This window comes from Cyanobacteria bacterium GSL.Bin1 (assembly GCA_009909085.1).
Classification (GTDB): domain Bacteria; phylum Cyanobacteriota; class Cyanobacteriia; order Cyanobacteriales; family Rubidibacteraceae; genus Halothece.
In genome coordinates this window covers 1-12,302 of record JAAANX010000204.1, presented here as the reverse complement: position 1 = coordinate 12,302, position 12,302 = coordinate 1, and the positions used below count along the sequence as shown (strand labels likewise).

Below are 12,302 nucleotides of genomic sequence, written 5' to 3'. Positions count from 1 at the left end.
ACCCTAAACAACTTTCGTTGTTTGAGTGGATAGGAGGTCAGGTAACTGATTTCCCAGAATCCCCCACTATAGCGTCAGCTTAGTGGGGGAGTATGTCAAACTCAAAGCGCGGGGAAAGATCGCGCATGGTTTTTGTCAGTTTAGAGTCGATCGCGTATTTGCTGGAAGTCGCTGGCGCTGCGTTATGGGCTTCGTCTAAAATTAACATTGATCCCGTTGCCAAATCCCCCAGCCAGTCTCTTAAAGGGGCAGCATAGGTTTCTTCCCGAATCAAAGCATGAGAAATGATAAAGCGGGTGTGGGTTGTCCAAGGATTGATGCCATAGCCTCGTTCCCGTCGTTTTTGGATAATGAAAGCGCGATCAAAGATAGTAAAGGTTAGCCCAAAACGATTTTCCATCTCCTCTTGCCACTGTCGCACCATCGAAGGAGGACAAGCAATGACAACCCGTTGCAGTCTTTGCCGTAACAGCATTTCCCGAAGAATTAAGCTTGCTTCAATGGTTTTCCCTAATCCCACATCATCCGCGATAAAGATTCCCACACGGGGCATTTGCAGGGCTTTTCGCAAGGGTTCTAACTGGTAGGCTTTAATTTTGAATCCCAGCGCGATAGGGGGCTTGAAATAAGTCAGCTTGAGTGGAGGTGACACAATTCCAGCGTAAAGTGTGAAGGTATGCCGAAAAGTAACGGGAATCATTAAATCTCTGACGGGTAAGAAAAGAAAGAAAGAAGATGAAGTAACCTATAGGAAGTGATCCAACCTGCATAATTCAGAGCATTCAACCCCTGCCAACAAGGGAGAAGCTTCGGGAAGCTTGCCAGCAGGTAAATGAACAGAATGCCATATCCCCCATACTCAATCGAACCCACCTCCGCAATCATGACAGCCGCTAACCAAATTCCGAACTGAGTTATCCCTGCCCGATTCTGGGAAGTGACTTGCAGACAAGGCAGTGCTAAAGCCAGGAGAAATAAAATATTAGCCTGATCCGGATCGCCTCGAAACGCCACATATAGAGGCTGAGAAATCAAAGCCATGGCCAATAATCGCCATTCGTAACGTTTCCAATTCCTTGTTTTCTGCTCGCCAAGGATTAAAAGCCAAGCAAAGAGAGGAAACGAGAAGCGCCCGAACATCCGCAGCAGATCATTCCCAAGCATGAACCCGAGATGATCGATGACCATCAAGGAAGCGGCGACGACTTTCACCTGAAACGTGGTGAGGTGCATGGTATGACTACTCTGTCAACTTTAAAATGATGGATTGAGGTGGGACAAGGAGACAAGATCAGCACACTCATCTCTCAAGACAAAATTGATCGCCCATTGACCAACGCTCAGCCGCGGGCTCAGGAATTCAATTCCGGAGTCCGGCTGACACCACCGACAGTGGGGATTTTACAGCGTCAGTGGGAAGCCAATGAAGAAGACTTTGCCGATGACGAGGAGTATGAAGAATTTACCGAAAGCGCGATCGCGTCCACTAGTTCCTTATTTCGAGAATTGACCGCCCAAGAACAGCAATCTCTCGACGAAATGAAAGCCTTAGCTGAACAAGCCAGTCAGCGTCCAGATACGAAAGCGACAGAACTGCTCAACTGGATTAATACTCACATTCGTCCTGATGGCAACTGGTCTAAACAGCGCGTCATTATGCGAGCTGCCTTGAAAGTGAATAATATTCGGGAGGACTTAGGAAAAGTCGGTCCGGTGATTGCTGCGCAAGTGGAAGAAGCGATGTTAGGAAAACGCCATCAATTGGATACCAGTATCGCCGAGCGAGATTCGGAACCGGTGCGACGGATGCTCAAATTTGAGCGTCAAGTCCGTGACCAAATTGAGAAATTACGAGAACAATTGCAAGAAACGCGGAAAAGTTTGCATCTCACCCCAGACAATATTGAATCCGTGGTCAAAATTGGCTTAGATTTAGCCGAACAACCCCCCTTAATGGCTGTGGAAGCGGAAAAGGAAGTTTATCGTTTACCTGCATTAAAGGGGAGTTGGGCCAGTTGTAGTGAAGGATTAGCCCATCCTCACTCAGGAGAAATTCGTCCCATTAGCTTTAACCCCGATATCGTAACAGGTCGGGATGATGTGGTGCTCGTCCATCTCAATCATCGTTTAGTACAGATGTGTTTGCGATTGTTACGGGCGGAAGTGTGGTCGAATGCCAAGACCTCAACCCGGTTACATCGGGTCTGTGCAGAAATTGTCCCTAGTTCGGAACTGGAGTCTCCCGCTGTAATTGCCTATGGACGATTATTAATTCTCGGGGGAGATTCGCAACGACTCCATGAAGAAGTGATTACTGCAGGGGGAATCTTAAAAGCGGGACGGTTTAGCCGTTTAAATGTGATGAAGATTCGACAGGCATTACAGTCAGTCACTGGGGAGTCGGTTCCCGAAGCAATGCAGCAGCGATTATTGGCGTTGTGGGAGACGTATCAACAGCCCTTGTTACGGTCTTTGGAAGTGCGAATGGAAGAGCGAACCAAGGGATTAGAGAAAGCCTTACAAGAACGCTGTGAGAAGGAAATGTCCGATGTCACAACTATTTTGCAAGAACTAGCAGACAGTATTCGCCAAGAACTGGCAAGTGTTAATCAACCCCAGCAATTAGAGTTATAGCAGTACGCAAGGAGGTTAGGACGTTTTAAGTGAATTGGTAGTACGACTGTCTCGGTTGCTAGCTTTTTGTAATGTCCTAACCTGAACCAGTAGCGCTATATCTCTCTTTTATCACTCTAGGCAGAAGAATAATGAAAACTATCCCAACAATCAACTAAACTGCTTAAACAATCGAACTCATTCATGATTGCAATTAATCTGGGGAAACCTAAAGAAAGTTGTGGAATTGGAAAAACTTCAAGCCATCGTAAAATTAAATTAAAACTAATCAATGGTTGTAGAATTAAACGAAGGTTATTGAGCCACTTGCTCCGTCCTTACGCTGAGGAAACTTGACTCGCGGGCGGTGCGCTTTTCCAACCTTTTTCTTCATCCCACCAATCATGATTTTGGAACTTCTCTTCCACAGGAGAAACCAAGGGGTTCAAAATTTCACTATGGAGAGATATCATCAGGTAAGCCGACATAACGAGTTGCCACCACTTTTCAATATAAGAATAATCAGTGACCCGATAATCAGCCCAACCTAATTCACTTTTACTTTGTTTAAAGCCAGAAATGTTGAATGATAGAAAAAAAAGCAAAAAAATAACCTCCAATCTGATAAATTGGAGGAATTGATTTAGAAAATCGTTAACTCTAATGATATCAAATTTTCCTCGCCTGGTCAAAAAACACTTCGGACACTTACCCCAAGATGATTACCCAGTCTTAAATACATTTCTCTTTGTTTCTACCTGGCTAGAATTTGTCATGAATCAAGGGCAAACGAGTATGCAAAGTTTGTTTAAGCACTTAAACAAACTTTGCATCGATGTCGATATTACAACTTTCTCTTTCATCAAGTAAGAATCGAAATCCTGAAATCTTTTATCAGCTTTTTCTCAATTTAAAACAAGAACTGAGAAAGCAACATCGACTTGATGAAAATAAACTGGCGTTATTTCCCCTCGATTCAACAATTGTTAGCTTAACAAGTAAGCTGTTATGGCAACAAGGATATCATCAAGTAAAGCTATTCAGTGGTGCGGAATGCACTGCCGCTTTCCAGCTCGAATCGAATTCGAGCTGGGTCGGCAGCTTAAATCTTTTAACATCTGAACCGGGAGGAGTTTTTCTTCATTTTGGTCAAGGACATGACAGTAAATATGGAAATCCCACGATTGAAGAAACTCCTGAAAATGGAGTCAGTATCATGGATCGAGGCTTTTCGAGTCTCAGAAGAATACAAGAACTTCTCCAGGAAACTCAATCATTTTTTCTACTAAGAATTAAGAATAGTGTTAAGCTAGAAATCCTTGAAAATGGTAACTGTTTAATTGGGACAGGCTCGGAAAAAGTTGAAGCCAGAGTGGTTAATTTTTGTGACTGGGAAACGGGAAGTGAATTTCGCTTAGTTACGAACTTGTTAGCAAGCAGAAGTCTTCGATAACTTAGTGACTTTATTAAAAGTGTCCCCAATTGGGGACAACTTTCATCCTAAAATCCTGCCAACGAATGAAGCACAGATCCGTCCTCTAACACGATTACAACCTGATTTACAACGAGAAGCATGGTTACAAGCCGTTGAGAATTCCCCTTACGGTAAAATAACGGCAAAAGATGTTCAAAAGGTTGCCAAGCAGGTGTATTCTTCCCAATTTCAGAAATCCCAAGTTCAAAATCCCCCCACTTTCCCCAAATCGCAAGTTGGTGATTGTGTCCAAATTCGTCTTCGCAATCGCAGCGATCGCGCCTTGAATCAATATGATGGGGAAGTGGCTATTGTTAAGGAGGTGAATGAAAACAGCATTATTGTCCAAGTTTGGGGACAGGTTTTACCCCCATTGTTTCCTGATGAACTTAAACCCACTCCTCTTCAAACGAAGGTGACAGCAGAAATCAAAACTGAACTGATTGGGAAACTAATGATGATGGGGTATAACTCTCTAGATAGTGCAATAGAGGACTTCTTGAAATCCTAAGGATGAATTTTATTGGATATCAGTTGGTTCAATGCCAATTCTTGAAACAGCATCAGATGCGGTAACAATTGCGATATTTTCAACCGTTTTTAGAGTTAATAAATCTCCCTTATCGCCTGTTACAATTAAATCAGCTTTTCCCGCTATGGCAGTTGCAATAATCAAATTATCATCTGAATCTTTCGAGTAATTTACGTCTGGCAAATCAGCAACCGTAACAGCAAAATCACATAAAGCACTAATCATGATGGTTGCTTCATCTTGGTTGATAAATTTACGAAGTTTCGGATATTGCAAAACTTGGTTCAGTTCATTTAATTGTTCTTCCGATGTAATCAGAGTAAATCGCTTTTTCCTCCAGCCATAATAAAGTAGATAGGGAGAACTTTTTTTACTGATCAGAGAAGAGATTAAAATATTGGTATCAAGAACGATTCGATGCACGGGTTTCTCTTATCGCTTCATCAATAACATTCATAATTTCATCTTCAGAATACTGTGAATTGCGTTCTTGTACCGTCTTAACCGTTTCTTCAAAAATGTAACGCTTCACAGCTTCTTCAACCAGATTTGATAGCCCTCCTTTTTTGGCGCCAATGGCACCGAGATAAGCTCTCACGCTACGGTCTGTATCATCGGAAATCACTAATGACCAACGAGCCATGATAAACACTTATGAAGATAAACACATTTACATATATTATAACCCACATTCCGCACCCCAACTGTCACATTGTCCGTTCCCCGAGGCTAAAATGAGAACGGTTGCTCTGGGAGTCTTTATTCGTCACAGCCTAAGAGTGATAAATCCGCCAAGGCGACTCAGCACCAAGAGCCAATAAGTGTGGGTTTCCGGAGAAGGATAAAGAAAGGTAAACTGATGAAAAAATCCTTTCTTGATTAGAGTTCATCATGGCTAGTGTTTCCCAAAATTTATCATCAATCGAAATCACAAATCTGGATCATTTGGGAATTATTGCTGGTTTAATTGATGAAATCGGACTGGTAGAAGCAATCAATGAATTAGTCGTCGAACAACCGGGAGAAAAAGTCAGTCCAGGTCATGCAGTTAAAGCGATGATTCTCAATGGATTAGGACTATTTTCATCTCCCTTATACCGATTTCCCAAATTCTTTGAAGGCAAACCAACCGAACATTTAATCGGAGAAGGAATTGAAGCGAAACATTTAAATGATGACCGATTAGGACGAGTCTTAGACAAATTATATTTAACGGGATTAGAAGAAATATTTCTCAGCATCGCCTTAAAAGCAATCCAACAATTTTCAATTTGTGTAGAAAGGATTCATCTTGATTCAAGCTCATTAAGTGTCGAAGGAGAATACGAAAATACCTTAATCGAAGAAGTGAATGTGGAAGTGGATTCACAAGAGGGAAAAAAACGAAAGGTTCCTCAACAGATTGAAATAACCTATGGTTACTCCCGAGATAAACGCCCAGACTTAAAGCAATTTATGATAGATTTAATTTGTAGTGGAGATGGAGATATTCCCGTATTCTTAAGAACAGGAAGTGGCAATGAATCTGACCAGAAAGTATTTCCTGAAATCTTAAAGCAATTCCGTTCTCAAGTTAATTTCGATTCATTAATGGTAGCAGATAGCGCTTTATACAGCGCAGAAAATTTGAAACAAATGCAAGACTTGAAATGGCTGACCCGAGTTCCCTTTCGGCTCAAACCGGCTCCAGCTCTTGCTAGAAAAATTAAATCCTCAGAAATGATTTCCAGTATTCTTCCAGGGTATCGTTACTCAATTTACCAAAGAACGTATGGAGGAATTGAACAAAGATGGCTGTTAGTTGAAAGCGAAGAAAGAAAACAATCCGACCAAAAACGTCTTTTGAAAAAAATAGAGAAGGATCGACTCGAAGCCGAAAAACAATTACGAGAGTTATCTCGGCAAACTTATGCTTGTGTCCCTGATGCGGTAAAAGCTGTCAAAAAACTAGAAAAGAAATTAGAGATTTAATTTACTACAATTGTTTCCCCAACCTTGTCAAGAATATTATTTATTGCTGTCAGGGAAGTTTCCCTTAAGGAGTGAAAGTGAAAGATCAAGCCAGTTGAGACCTGCTCTAATCTCAGACTTGTCGCTTCTCAATTACTCTTAGTTAATGAGAAGCGAGAAAAATTTACCCTGATTCTCCTCCGAAGTTTGATGGTGGAATCAATCAATTCCCCTTGATATGATCGCCAAATGGACAATGTGACAGTTGAGGGTGCGGAATGTGGGTTCTTAATTTTTTTGCACAGTCCTGAATAGTTTCAGATTTATACACTGCTAAATTAATAAAATTAAAGTAAATTAAGCAATTATTCTCCCCCATGGGTTTCCTTAAATGATTCATGCTCGACAGGATGAAACCGTTGCAGGATCCTCTGAAAGGCGCGATTAGGGGAACTATACCGAACCATGGCAATCCATACCTCTTTGTCCTCCCAGAAAGCGCGATCGCGCAACCGATCAATCAGTGTTGGCACTTGGGAAGAATATGGCAATATTCAAGTCACTTTAATAACCAATTTTGACAGAATTATCACTTATTCAGTTAGGCATAGGAACGCTCTGTTTACAAGTAACGTTCCCGATGAGGAAAATTCACATGAGACGACTGAAAAAATTGATTGACAAGCACTTTTATCTGGTTATTCAACTTGGTCTTTTTTATCTGCTGTGTTGTGGGCTGCTGTGGTACTATCAAGAACGACTTATTTTTTTTCCGTCTTCGGTGATTGAAACAATTCCCAGTGATGTCCAATTGCATTATGAAGAAGTATGGCTTACCGTTGATCCTGGACAAGTGCATGGCTGGTGGGTTCCTTCTCAATCAGAGCAATCTCCGGTTTTGCTTTACCTACATGGCAATGGTAGCAATCTTGGGGATTTAGTTTCTCGTCTGCAACGATTTCATCAATGGGGGTATTGCGTCTTTTTGATTGACTATCGCGGTTATGGTCGCAGTTCCGGTTCTTTTCCCAATGAGAAACGAGTTTATGAAGATGCTCAAGAGGCTTGGCGTTATCTAACAGCAGAAAAGTTGATTCCAGAGGGTAAAATTGTGATTTATGGTCGTTCTCTGGGGAGCGCGATCGCGATCGAGTTAGGGGTTTCCCATCCTGAAGCAGCAGGGTTAATTTTAGAGAGTCCTTTCACTTCCCTCGCAGCAATGGCAAAAGAGAAATTCCCCATTCCTCTATTTCCCCTTAACTGGTTGTTCACACAAAAATTTGATAGCTTAGCTAAAGTACCCTTGCTCCAAACCCCCGTTTTACTCATACACGGCAAAAAAGATAAAGTGGTTCCTCCTCCAATGAGTCGAACTTTATATAAAACCATTTCTTCTCCCAAAACACTTGTTTTTATTCCCGAAGCTGGACATAATGATCTTCCGATCAAGGGGGATCGCCTTTATATTCAGGCAGTTCAAGACTTTATCATCCGGTATGCAGGAAGCTGAAAAAATAGATGAAAAATTCAACTCCTCAAATTTATTCTTGGTACTTAATTCTTTTGTCCAGTCAGGGTTTCTTGGCAAAGCACTCGTCAACTGCTTGAGGAGTTTTTACCGATGCTGGCTACGGTGGCTCGATGCCAGTATCGGCATCTTGTTCACTCTTTATTTTCTTCGGTGATTCGGCATTTGCTTCCTGAACGTCCTGATCGCTATGAGCCGAGAGTTAAAAAGCGACGACCAAAGGCATTTCCTTGGTTACAGCAACCTCGCCACTCCCATCCATGTCCCACTGGTGCTTGATTTAAGCCTAAGTCAGTGCCATTCTACTTAACCCCCGTCAATTAACGGCGATCACGCGATCAAGAAGAATTGGGCTAACTGTTCCAATGTAATGATTGCTGTCTGGGATTTGAACGAATTCCGGGTGTGACACTGCTATTTTCTACAAATCCTGATCACTCGGATTTCAAATGACACCTAACGATTAAAGACTCTGGCTGGTTAAGATCCCGATTTGGCAAAAGCAAATTTCTCGTTAAGATTAAGATAGTCTGTTTCGTTTATTGCGAATAGAACGAGGTCTTTTCCCATGGCACTTACCCCCCACCGATTACCCTCTGAATCCGAAGCTCAACTCTCACGACAGAGTAGCCGTACTCTCGCCGGCCATCTTCCCCCTCACGGCACCTCACGCATCCTCAAACTGGTGCAGGATAATGGCGAGGAAGTAACCCTTGAACTCCCCGCCTCTGTGCTTCATCTCCTCACTGAAATGCTCAGCCAAATGGCCCAAGGGAATGCCGTTACATTGCTTCCCATTCATGCCGAACTCACCACTCAAGAAGCAGCAAACCTGCTCAATGTCTCTCGTCCTCATCTGGTGAAGCTCTTAGAAACCGGCGAAATCCCTTTTCGGAAAGTCGGTCGTCATCGTCGGATCCGTTTTGAAGATTTAATGGAGTATAAAGACCGCATCGATCAAAAACGGATGGCCGCGCTTGATGAACTGACAGCACAAGCGCAAGCCTTAAATCTCGGCTATGATTAATTGACCATGCCATCCTCTGTCACAGTTTTATACGATGCCAGTGTTCTTTATCCTGCGCCCTTACGAGATTTATTAATGCAGCTTGCCCTCACGGATCTCTACCGCGCCCGTTGGACTGAGCAGATTCACCAAGAATGGATCAGGAGTCTTTTGAAAAAGCGTCCTGATTTAACAGCAGAACAACTTGACTACACTCGTCAGCTGATGAATCGTCATGTTCGCGATTGCCTCATTGAGCATTACAAGTCGCTCATCCCAGCTTTAAGTTTACCGGATCTAGATGATCGCCACGTTTTAGCCGCAGCGATTAAGGGAGAAGTGGATGTTATTGTGACCATGAACTTGAGGGATTTTCCCGTTTCTGTGCTGTCTCAATACGAAGTGGAAGCTCAACATCCAGATGATTTTATTGTCGATTTGATTGATTTAGACCCTTATGCAGTAGTTGAAGCAGTCAAACTTTGCCGTGCTCGCCTCAAAAATCCTCCTAAATCTGTCGAGGAATATCTTTATACTCTCACCAAACAGCAATTAGCAGTCAGTGTTTCTCGATTGCGTAAATTATGGCATGAAGTGTAAATCCTAAGCCAGCATCAGGGGATCAACTTTTCTTGTATCTTGACCGACTGTTTCGCGATCCGAAGATCGAAAACTTTTGTTAACTTGTCGCTAGTAATTTTCCCTGAAAATCTAGTCCAAATCTAGTCCAGTTTTTTGAACGATCCCTGAAAACATTGATAGGAGAGAGGTTTAAAAAAGAATAAACAGCCTTAAAATCCGTTGACCGTGATAGGTCGTGAGAGTTCAAGTCTCTCCACCCCCATCTTTCAGCCTTCGGGCCACTCGCAAAAAGAAAACTGACTTAGATTTGACTTAAAAATCGGGTACCAAATGTCCAATCCGAAGCGAGCTAATTTTCTTGATCTCTGAGACTGAGAACTTTCTTTACTCCAGCCATGTGGACAACATCCTTCAACGAGGTTTATGTACTAAAAGGTGACCAGGCGCGGTTTTATATCAACCTTACTCAACTGTTGGTTAACTTTTTAGTGGAGTTTTATCCCGAGATTGATGAACCGGATGAGATTGCTCCCACGGGTTGTGTTCTTTTTGATCAGGCTTCGGTGAAGCAGAAAATCTATTTATTGAGTATTTGTCTAGAAGCCTTGCTGGAACCGAATGTGGAACCGCCAAAGCCCACTCATTTCATCCAAGCAGCTGCTTATTGTCCCTTTGCTTTCTTGGAAGAGCAAGTGCGCGATGAAATTGAACGAGAACAACTTGACGGCAATCAAGTTCAAGATGAGGAAGAAAGGTTCTACGTCCGCTATTACCGCCTCCAAACCTTTCATCAGTATCAACAAAGTCGGCTGCCGCAGATTGACCGGGAATTGGCAGCAGAGGAAAATTCAGACCCAGAACCGTTACACTTAGAATCTCAGGATATAGAAGAGTGGCGGCACATCATTAATTTTCTCGCTCATGAACTAGTCTTAGGTGATGACGAAGATTTCAAGCTCACGGGCTATCTCCCACAGATTTTTGACGATACGGGGAGAATTAAGAGCAACTTGGGAATTGAGGAAAATTACTTTCAGCTACAATTGCCTTCAGTAACCGAGGAAGATTATAAACAAGCTCTCGCTCGGATTGAGCGTTATCCGATGAAGTGAGGTGTTTTTTAAGGATAGAGACACTTTTCTGGCTTCAGCAACCACCAAACAGGGCCTCATCAATCATTTTCCCCAAAACCACTAAGAACGCGATTGCGCTGGGAGTGACAAGTAGTAGGATAATTTAGGGCTTTGTTAATTTGGCTTCAGTTAGCGGATTTTAAGACAGCAAGGCTATTTTTCAAATTTTTATCTAGACTGAGTTTAGAGATTCGTAAAAATAGCTGGCTTAATTTTGGCTTTTTTCAAGAATTTCGGTTCATTGAATGCCTGAAACAGTTATCAGAGAAGGCTTTTGAAAAAATTCTTCCATGAGGAGAGTCTTTCTTTTAAGCGATGAGATGATATGAAAGCTTAAAGCGTTAAAGGAAGATAATTCTCGATTGGTTGAGTCTCTTGATGGCAAGGATGATACGTTACTTCAGCAAAAATCATCGCCTGTTTTCATCCGATCTCATCAATCATTCATCACCGAATTACCTGCACATCAAGAGACAGATGGAGAGAAGCCCAAGCGCGATCACTAGTCAATACGGGAACTTCCAATCGCAATCCCAGACTTAAACAGGCGCGATCGCCTAACGATAATCCGGCTTGTCGCGTTTGTTTCCACAAACTTCCAGCCAGTTCTCCATCCTCTGCAGTAAAAGGTTCCACTTTCAGCCCCAGCGCTTGCAAATCATCGAGCATTCCTTCAATTTCAACCCCTGCTGAAAGCGATTTTTGTATGACTTCTGCCCAGTTCACGCTAGACATTACGGATTTTGGCAAGACTCCTTCCACTAATTCATTACCAGGCTCATCTTGTAAATAAGCAAGTAAAGCTGAAGCATCCAAAACTACCGTCATTCAGTTACTTCCTCTTTTGCGGCTTCACGCCTTTGTGCGATTAATTCATTGGCCAAACTACGATCTTTTGGCACTTTTGCGAATCGAGATTTTAAGCTTTGCTTGATTGTCTCCTGCTTTTCTAGCACTAATCTTCCTCCCTCTTCACTAATCATTAATTTATCCCCTTCCTCTAACTCCAACAATCGTCGTAAGGCTGCGGGAATTACCAACCTCCCTTGGCGACCTAAATACACTTCTGCTGATTTGAGTGATTTATCCATATTTTGCTGTATTACCACACTTTTATTTTGATGCCATTTGTTTTTATTATATGGCACTTTTTGGCGGCGAGTGACGTAATTACTTGTTATGTTGGTTGTGTCGCCAAAATAGGTTGATCGTAGTTAATAATCTTTAGCCTGATTGAAATGGCAAGACACAGAGGTGAAAGGAAGATGAATTCCCGATTGGTTGATTCTCTGATTGATTTAATTAGACATCTCCAGAAATGAGAATCTAGCAACGGACTGTCAAGGCTTTCAGCTTTGTTTTTGAGTGCTGCAATAAATAAATCGTCCTTTTACAATGAAAGAGAAGTCATGTATCGACGGAAGGTTAATGAACACAGACTCCATCGAATTAACCGACTCTCGAAAATCTCTCTTTCAAGAAAC

15 protein-coding genes and 2 pseudogenes are annotated in these 12,302 nt (G+C 42.3%); 9 read left to right on the top strand and 8 right to left on the bottom strand.

Annotation, left to right across the window (positions count from 1 at the left end):
- Positions 1-100 precede the first annotated feature (100 nt).
- A pseudogene (locus tag GVY04_23410) lies at positions 101-710 on the bottom strand (helicase).
- Complete coding sequence (locus tag GVY04_23405) at positions 700-1,233, bottom strand: TraX family protein (GenBank protein ID NBD18969.1); 534 nt, start codon at positions 1,231-1,233, stop codon at positions 700-702. Before GVY04_23405 ends, GVY04_23410 begins: the two are co-directional and overlap by 11 nt.
- Before the next feature lie 39 nt (positions 1,234-1,272).
- Here GVY04_23405 and GVY04_23400 point away from each other — a divergent pair, with 39 nt between their 5' ends.
- Complete coding sequence (locus GVY04_23400; protein NBD18968.1) at positions 1,273-2,634, top strand: hypothetical protein; 1,362 nt, start codon at positions 1,273-1,275, stop codon at positions 2,632-2,634.
- A 317-nt stretch (positions 2,635-2,951) separates the two neighbouring features.
- Here the strand turns inward: GVY04_23400 and GVY04_23395 are convergent, their stop codons facing one another.
- Positions 2,952-3,218, bottom strand: a complete 267-nt coding sequence (locus tag GVY04_23395; GenBank protein ID NBD18967.1) for a hypothetical protein — start codon at positions 3,216-3,218, stop codon at positions 2,952-2,954.
- Positions 3,219-3,448: 230 nt separating this feature from the next.
- Between GVY04_23395 and GVY04_23390 the strand changes: the two genes are divergently transcribed.
- Positions 3,449-4,066 carry a transposase gene (locus GVY04_23390; protein NBD18966.1) on the top strand — a complete coding sequence of 206 codons (618 nt, stop codon included), beginning with the start codon at positions 3,449-3,451 and terminating at the stop codon, positions 4,064-4,066.
- 4 nt (positions 4,067-4,070) lie between these two features.
- Positions 4,071-4,598, top strand: coding sequence for a hypothetical protein (locus tag GVY04_23385; protein ID NBD18965.1), 528 nt, complete (start codon positions 4,071-4,073; stop codon positions 4,596-4,598).
- Positions 4,599-4,607: 9 nt separating this feature from the next.
- Here GVY04_23385 and GVY04_23380 read toward each other — a convergent pair whose 3' ends face one another.
- Both GVY04_23380 and GVY04_23375 read right to left on the bottom strand, forming a co-directional pair.
- Positions 4,608-5,042, bottom strand: coding sequence for a putative toxin-antitoxin system toxin component, PIN family (locus tag GVY04_23380; GenBank protein ID NBD18964.1), 435 nt, complete (start codon positions 5,040-5,042; stop codon positions 4,608-4,610).
- The gene (locus GVY04_23375) at positions 5,023-5,262 is read right to left on the bottom strand and encodes a hypothetical protein (protein NBD18963.1); all 240 of its coding nucleotides are present in this window, start codon (positions 5,260-5,262) and stop codon (positions 5,023-5,025) included. The genes GVY04_23380 and GVY04_23375 overlap by 20 nt, the downstream gene beginning before the upstream one ends.
- A 248-nt stretch (positions 5,263-5,510) precedes the next feature.
- On the opposite strand from GVY04_23375, the pseudogene GVY04_23370 reads away from it, so the two are divergent.
- Positions 5,511-6,578: pseudogene (locus GVY04_23370) on the top strand (IS1634 family transposase).
- Positions 6,579-6,934: 356 nt separating this feature from the next.
- On the opposite strand, the gene GVY04_23365 reads toward GVY04_23370, so the two are convergent.
- Positions 6,935-7,120, bottom strand: coding sequence for a hypothetical protein (locus GVY04_23365; protein NBD18962.1), 186 nt, complete (start codon positions 7,118-7,120; stop codon positions 6,935-6,937).
- A gap of 104 nt (positions 7,121-7,224) precedes the next feature.
- On the opposite strand from GVY04_23365, the gene GVY04_23360 reads away from it, so the two are divergent.
- The 5 genes from GVY04_23360 (at position 7,225) to GVY04_23340 (ending at position 10,797) form a co-directional block, all read left to right on the top strand.
- The gene (locus GVY04_23360; protein ID NBD18961.1) at positions 7,225-8,079 is read left to right on the top strand and encodes an alpha/beta fold hydrolase; all 855 of its coding nucleotides are present in this window, start codon (positions 7,225-7,227) and stop codon (positions 8,077-8,079) included.
- A 111-nt stretch (positions 8,080-8,190) separates the two neighbouring features.
- Positions 8,191-8,376 carry a hypothetical protein gene (locus GVY04_23355; protein NBD18960.1) on the top strand — a complete coding sequence of 62 codons (186 nt, stop codon included), beginning with the start codon at positions 8,191-8,193 and terminating at the stop codon, positions 8,374-8,376.
- A gap of 289 nt (positions 8,377-8,665) precedes the next feature.
- Complete coding sequence (locus tag GVY04_23350; protein ID NBD18959.1) at positions 8,666-9,124, top strand: excisionase family DNA-binding protein; 459 nt, start codon at positions 8,666-8,668, stop codon at positions 9,122-9,124.
- Between the two features lie 6 nt (positions 9,125-9,130).
- Positions 9,131-9,703, top strand: a complete 573-nt coding sequence (locus GVY04_23345) for a PIN domain-containing protein (GenBank protein ID NBD18958.1) — start codon at positions 9,131-9,133, stop codon at positions 9,701-9,703.
- A 377-nt stretch (positions 9,704-10,080) separates the two neighbouring features.
- Positions 10,081-10,797 (top strand): hypothetical protein, encoded by a 717-nt coding sequence (locus tag GVY04_23340; protein ID NBD18957.1) that lies wholly within the window; start codon positions 10,081-10,083, stop codon positions 10,795-10,797.
- Between the two features lie 468 nt (positions 10,798-11,265).
- Here GVY04_23340 and GVY04_23335 read toward each other — a convergent pair whose 3' ends face one another.
- Together GVY04_23335 and GVY04_23330 are read right to left on the bottom strand one after the other, a co-directional pair.
- Complete coding sequence (locus tag GVY04_23335) at positions 11,266-11,646, bottom strand: PIN domain-containing protein (protein NBD18956.1); 381 nt, start codon at positions 11,644-11,646, stop codon at positions 11,266-11,268.
- On the bottom strand, positions 11,643-11,909 hold the full coding sequence (locus GVY04_23330) for an AbrB/MazE/SpoVT family DNA-binding domain-containing protein (GenBank protein NBD18955.1): 267 nt from the start codon (positions 11,907-11,909) through the stop codon (positions 11,643-11,645). The genes GVY04_23335 and GVY04_23330 overlap by 4 nt, the downstream gene beginning before the upstream one ends.
- Between the last annotated feature and the right edge of the window lie 393 nt (positions 11,910-12,302).

Excerpts from the sequence above, each read along its gene's own strand:
- GVY04_23405 (NBD18969.1), bottom strand. The coding sequence starts at position 1,233 with ATGCACCTCACCACGTTTCAGGTGAAAGTCGTCGCCGCTTCCTTGATG.
- GVY04_23390 (NBD18966.1), top strand. The coding sequence starts at position 3,449 with ATGTCGATATTACAACTTTCTCTTTCATCAAGTAAGAATCGAAATCCT.
- GVY04_23375 (NBD18963.1), bottom strand. The coding sequence starts at position 5,262 with ATGGCTCGTTGGTCATTAGTGATTTCCGATGATACAGACCGTAGCGTG.
- GVY04_23360 (NBD18961.1), top strand. The coding sequence starts at position 7,225 with ATGAGACGACTGAAAAAATTGATTGACAAGCACTTTTATCTGGTTATT.
- GVY04_23355 (NBD18960.1), top strand. The coding sequence starts at position 8,191 with ATGCTGGCTACGGTGGCTCGATGCCAGTATCGGCATCTTGTTCACTCT.
- GVY04_23350 (NBD18959.1), top strand. The coding sequence starts at position 8,666 with ATGGCACTTACCCCCCACCGATTACCCTCTGAATCCGAAGCTCAACTC.
- GVY04_23345 (NBD18958.1), top strand. The coding sequence starts at position 9,131 with ATGCCATCCTCTGTCACAGTTTTATACGATGCCAGTGTTCTTTATCCT.
- GVY04_23340 (NBD18957.1), top strand. The coding sequence starts at position 10,081 with ATGTGGACAACATCCTTCAACGAGGTTTATGTACTAAAAGGTGACCAG.
- GVY04_23335 (NBD18956.1), bottom strand. The coding sequence starts at position 11,646 with ATGACGGTAGTTTTGGATGCTTCAGCTTTACTTGCTTATTTACAAGAT.
- GVY04_23330 (NBD18955.1), bottom strand. The coding sequence starts at position 11,909 with ATGGATAAATCACTCAAATCAGCAGAAGTGTATTTAGGTCGCCAAGGG.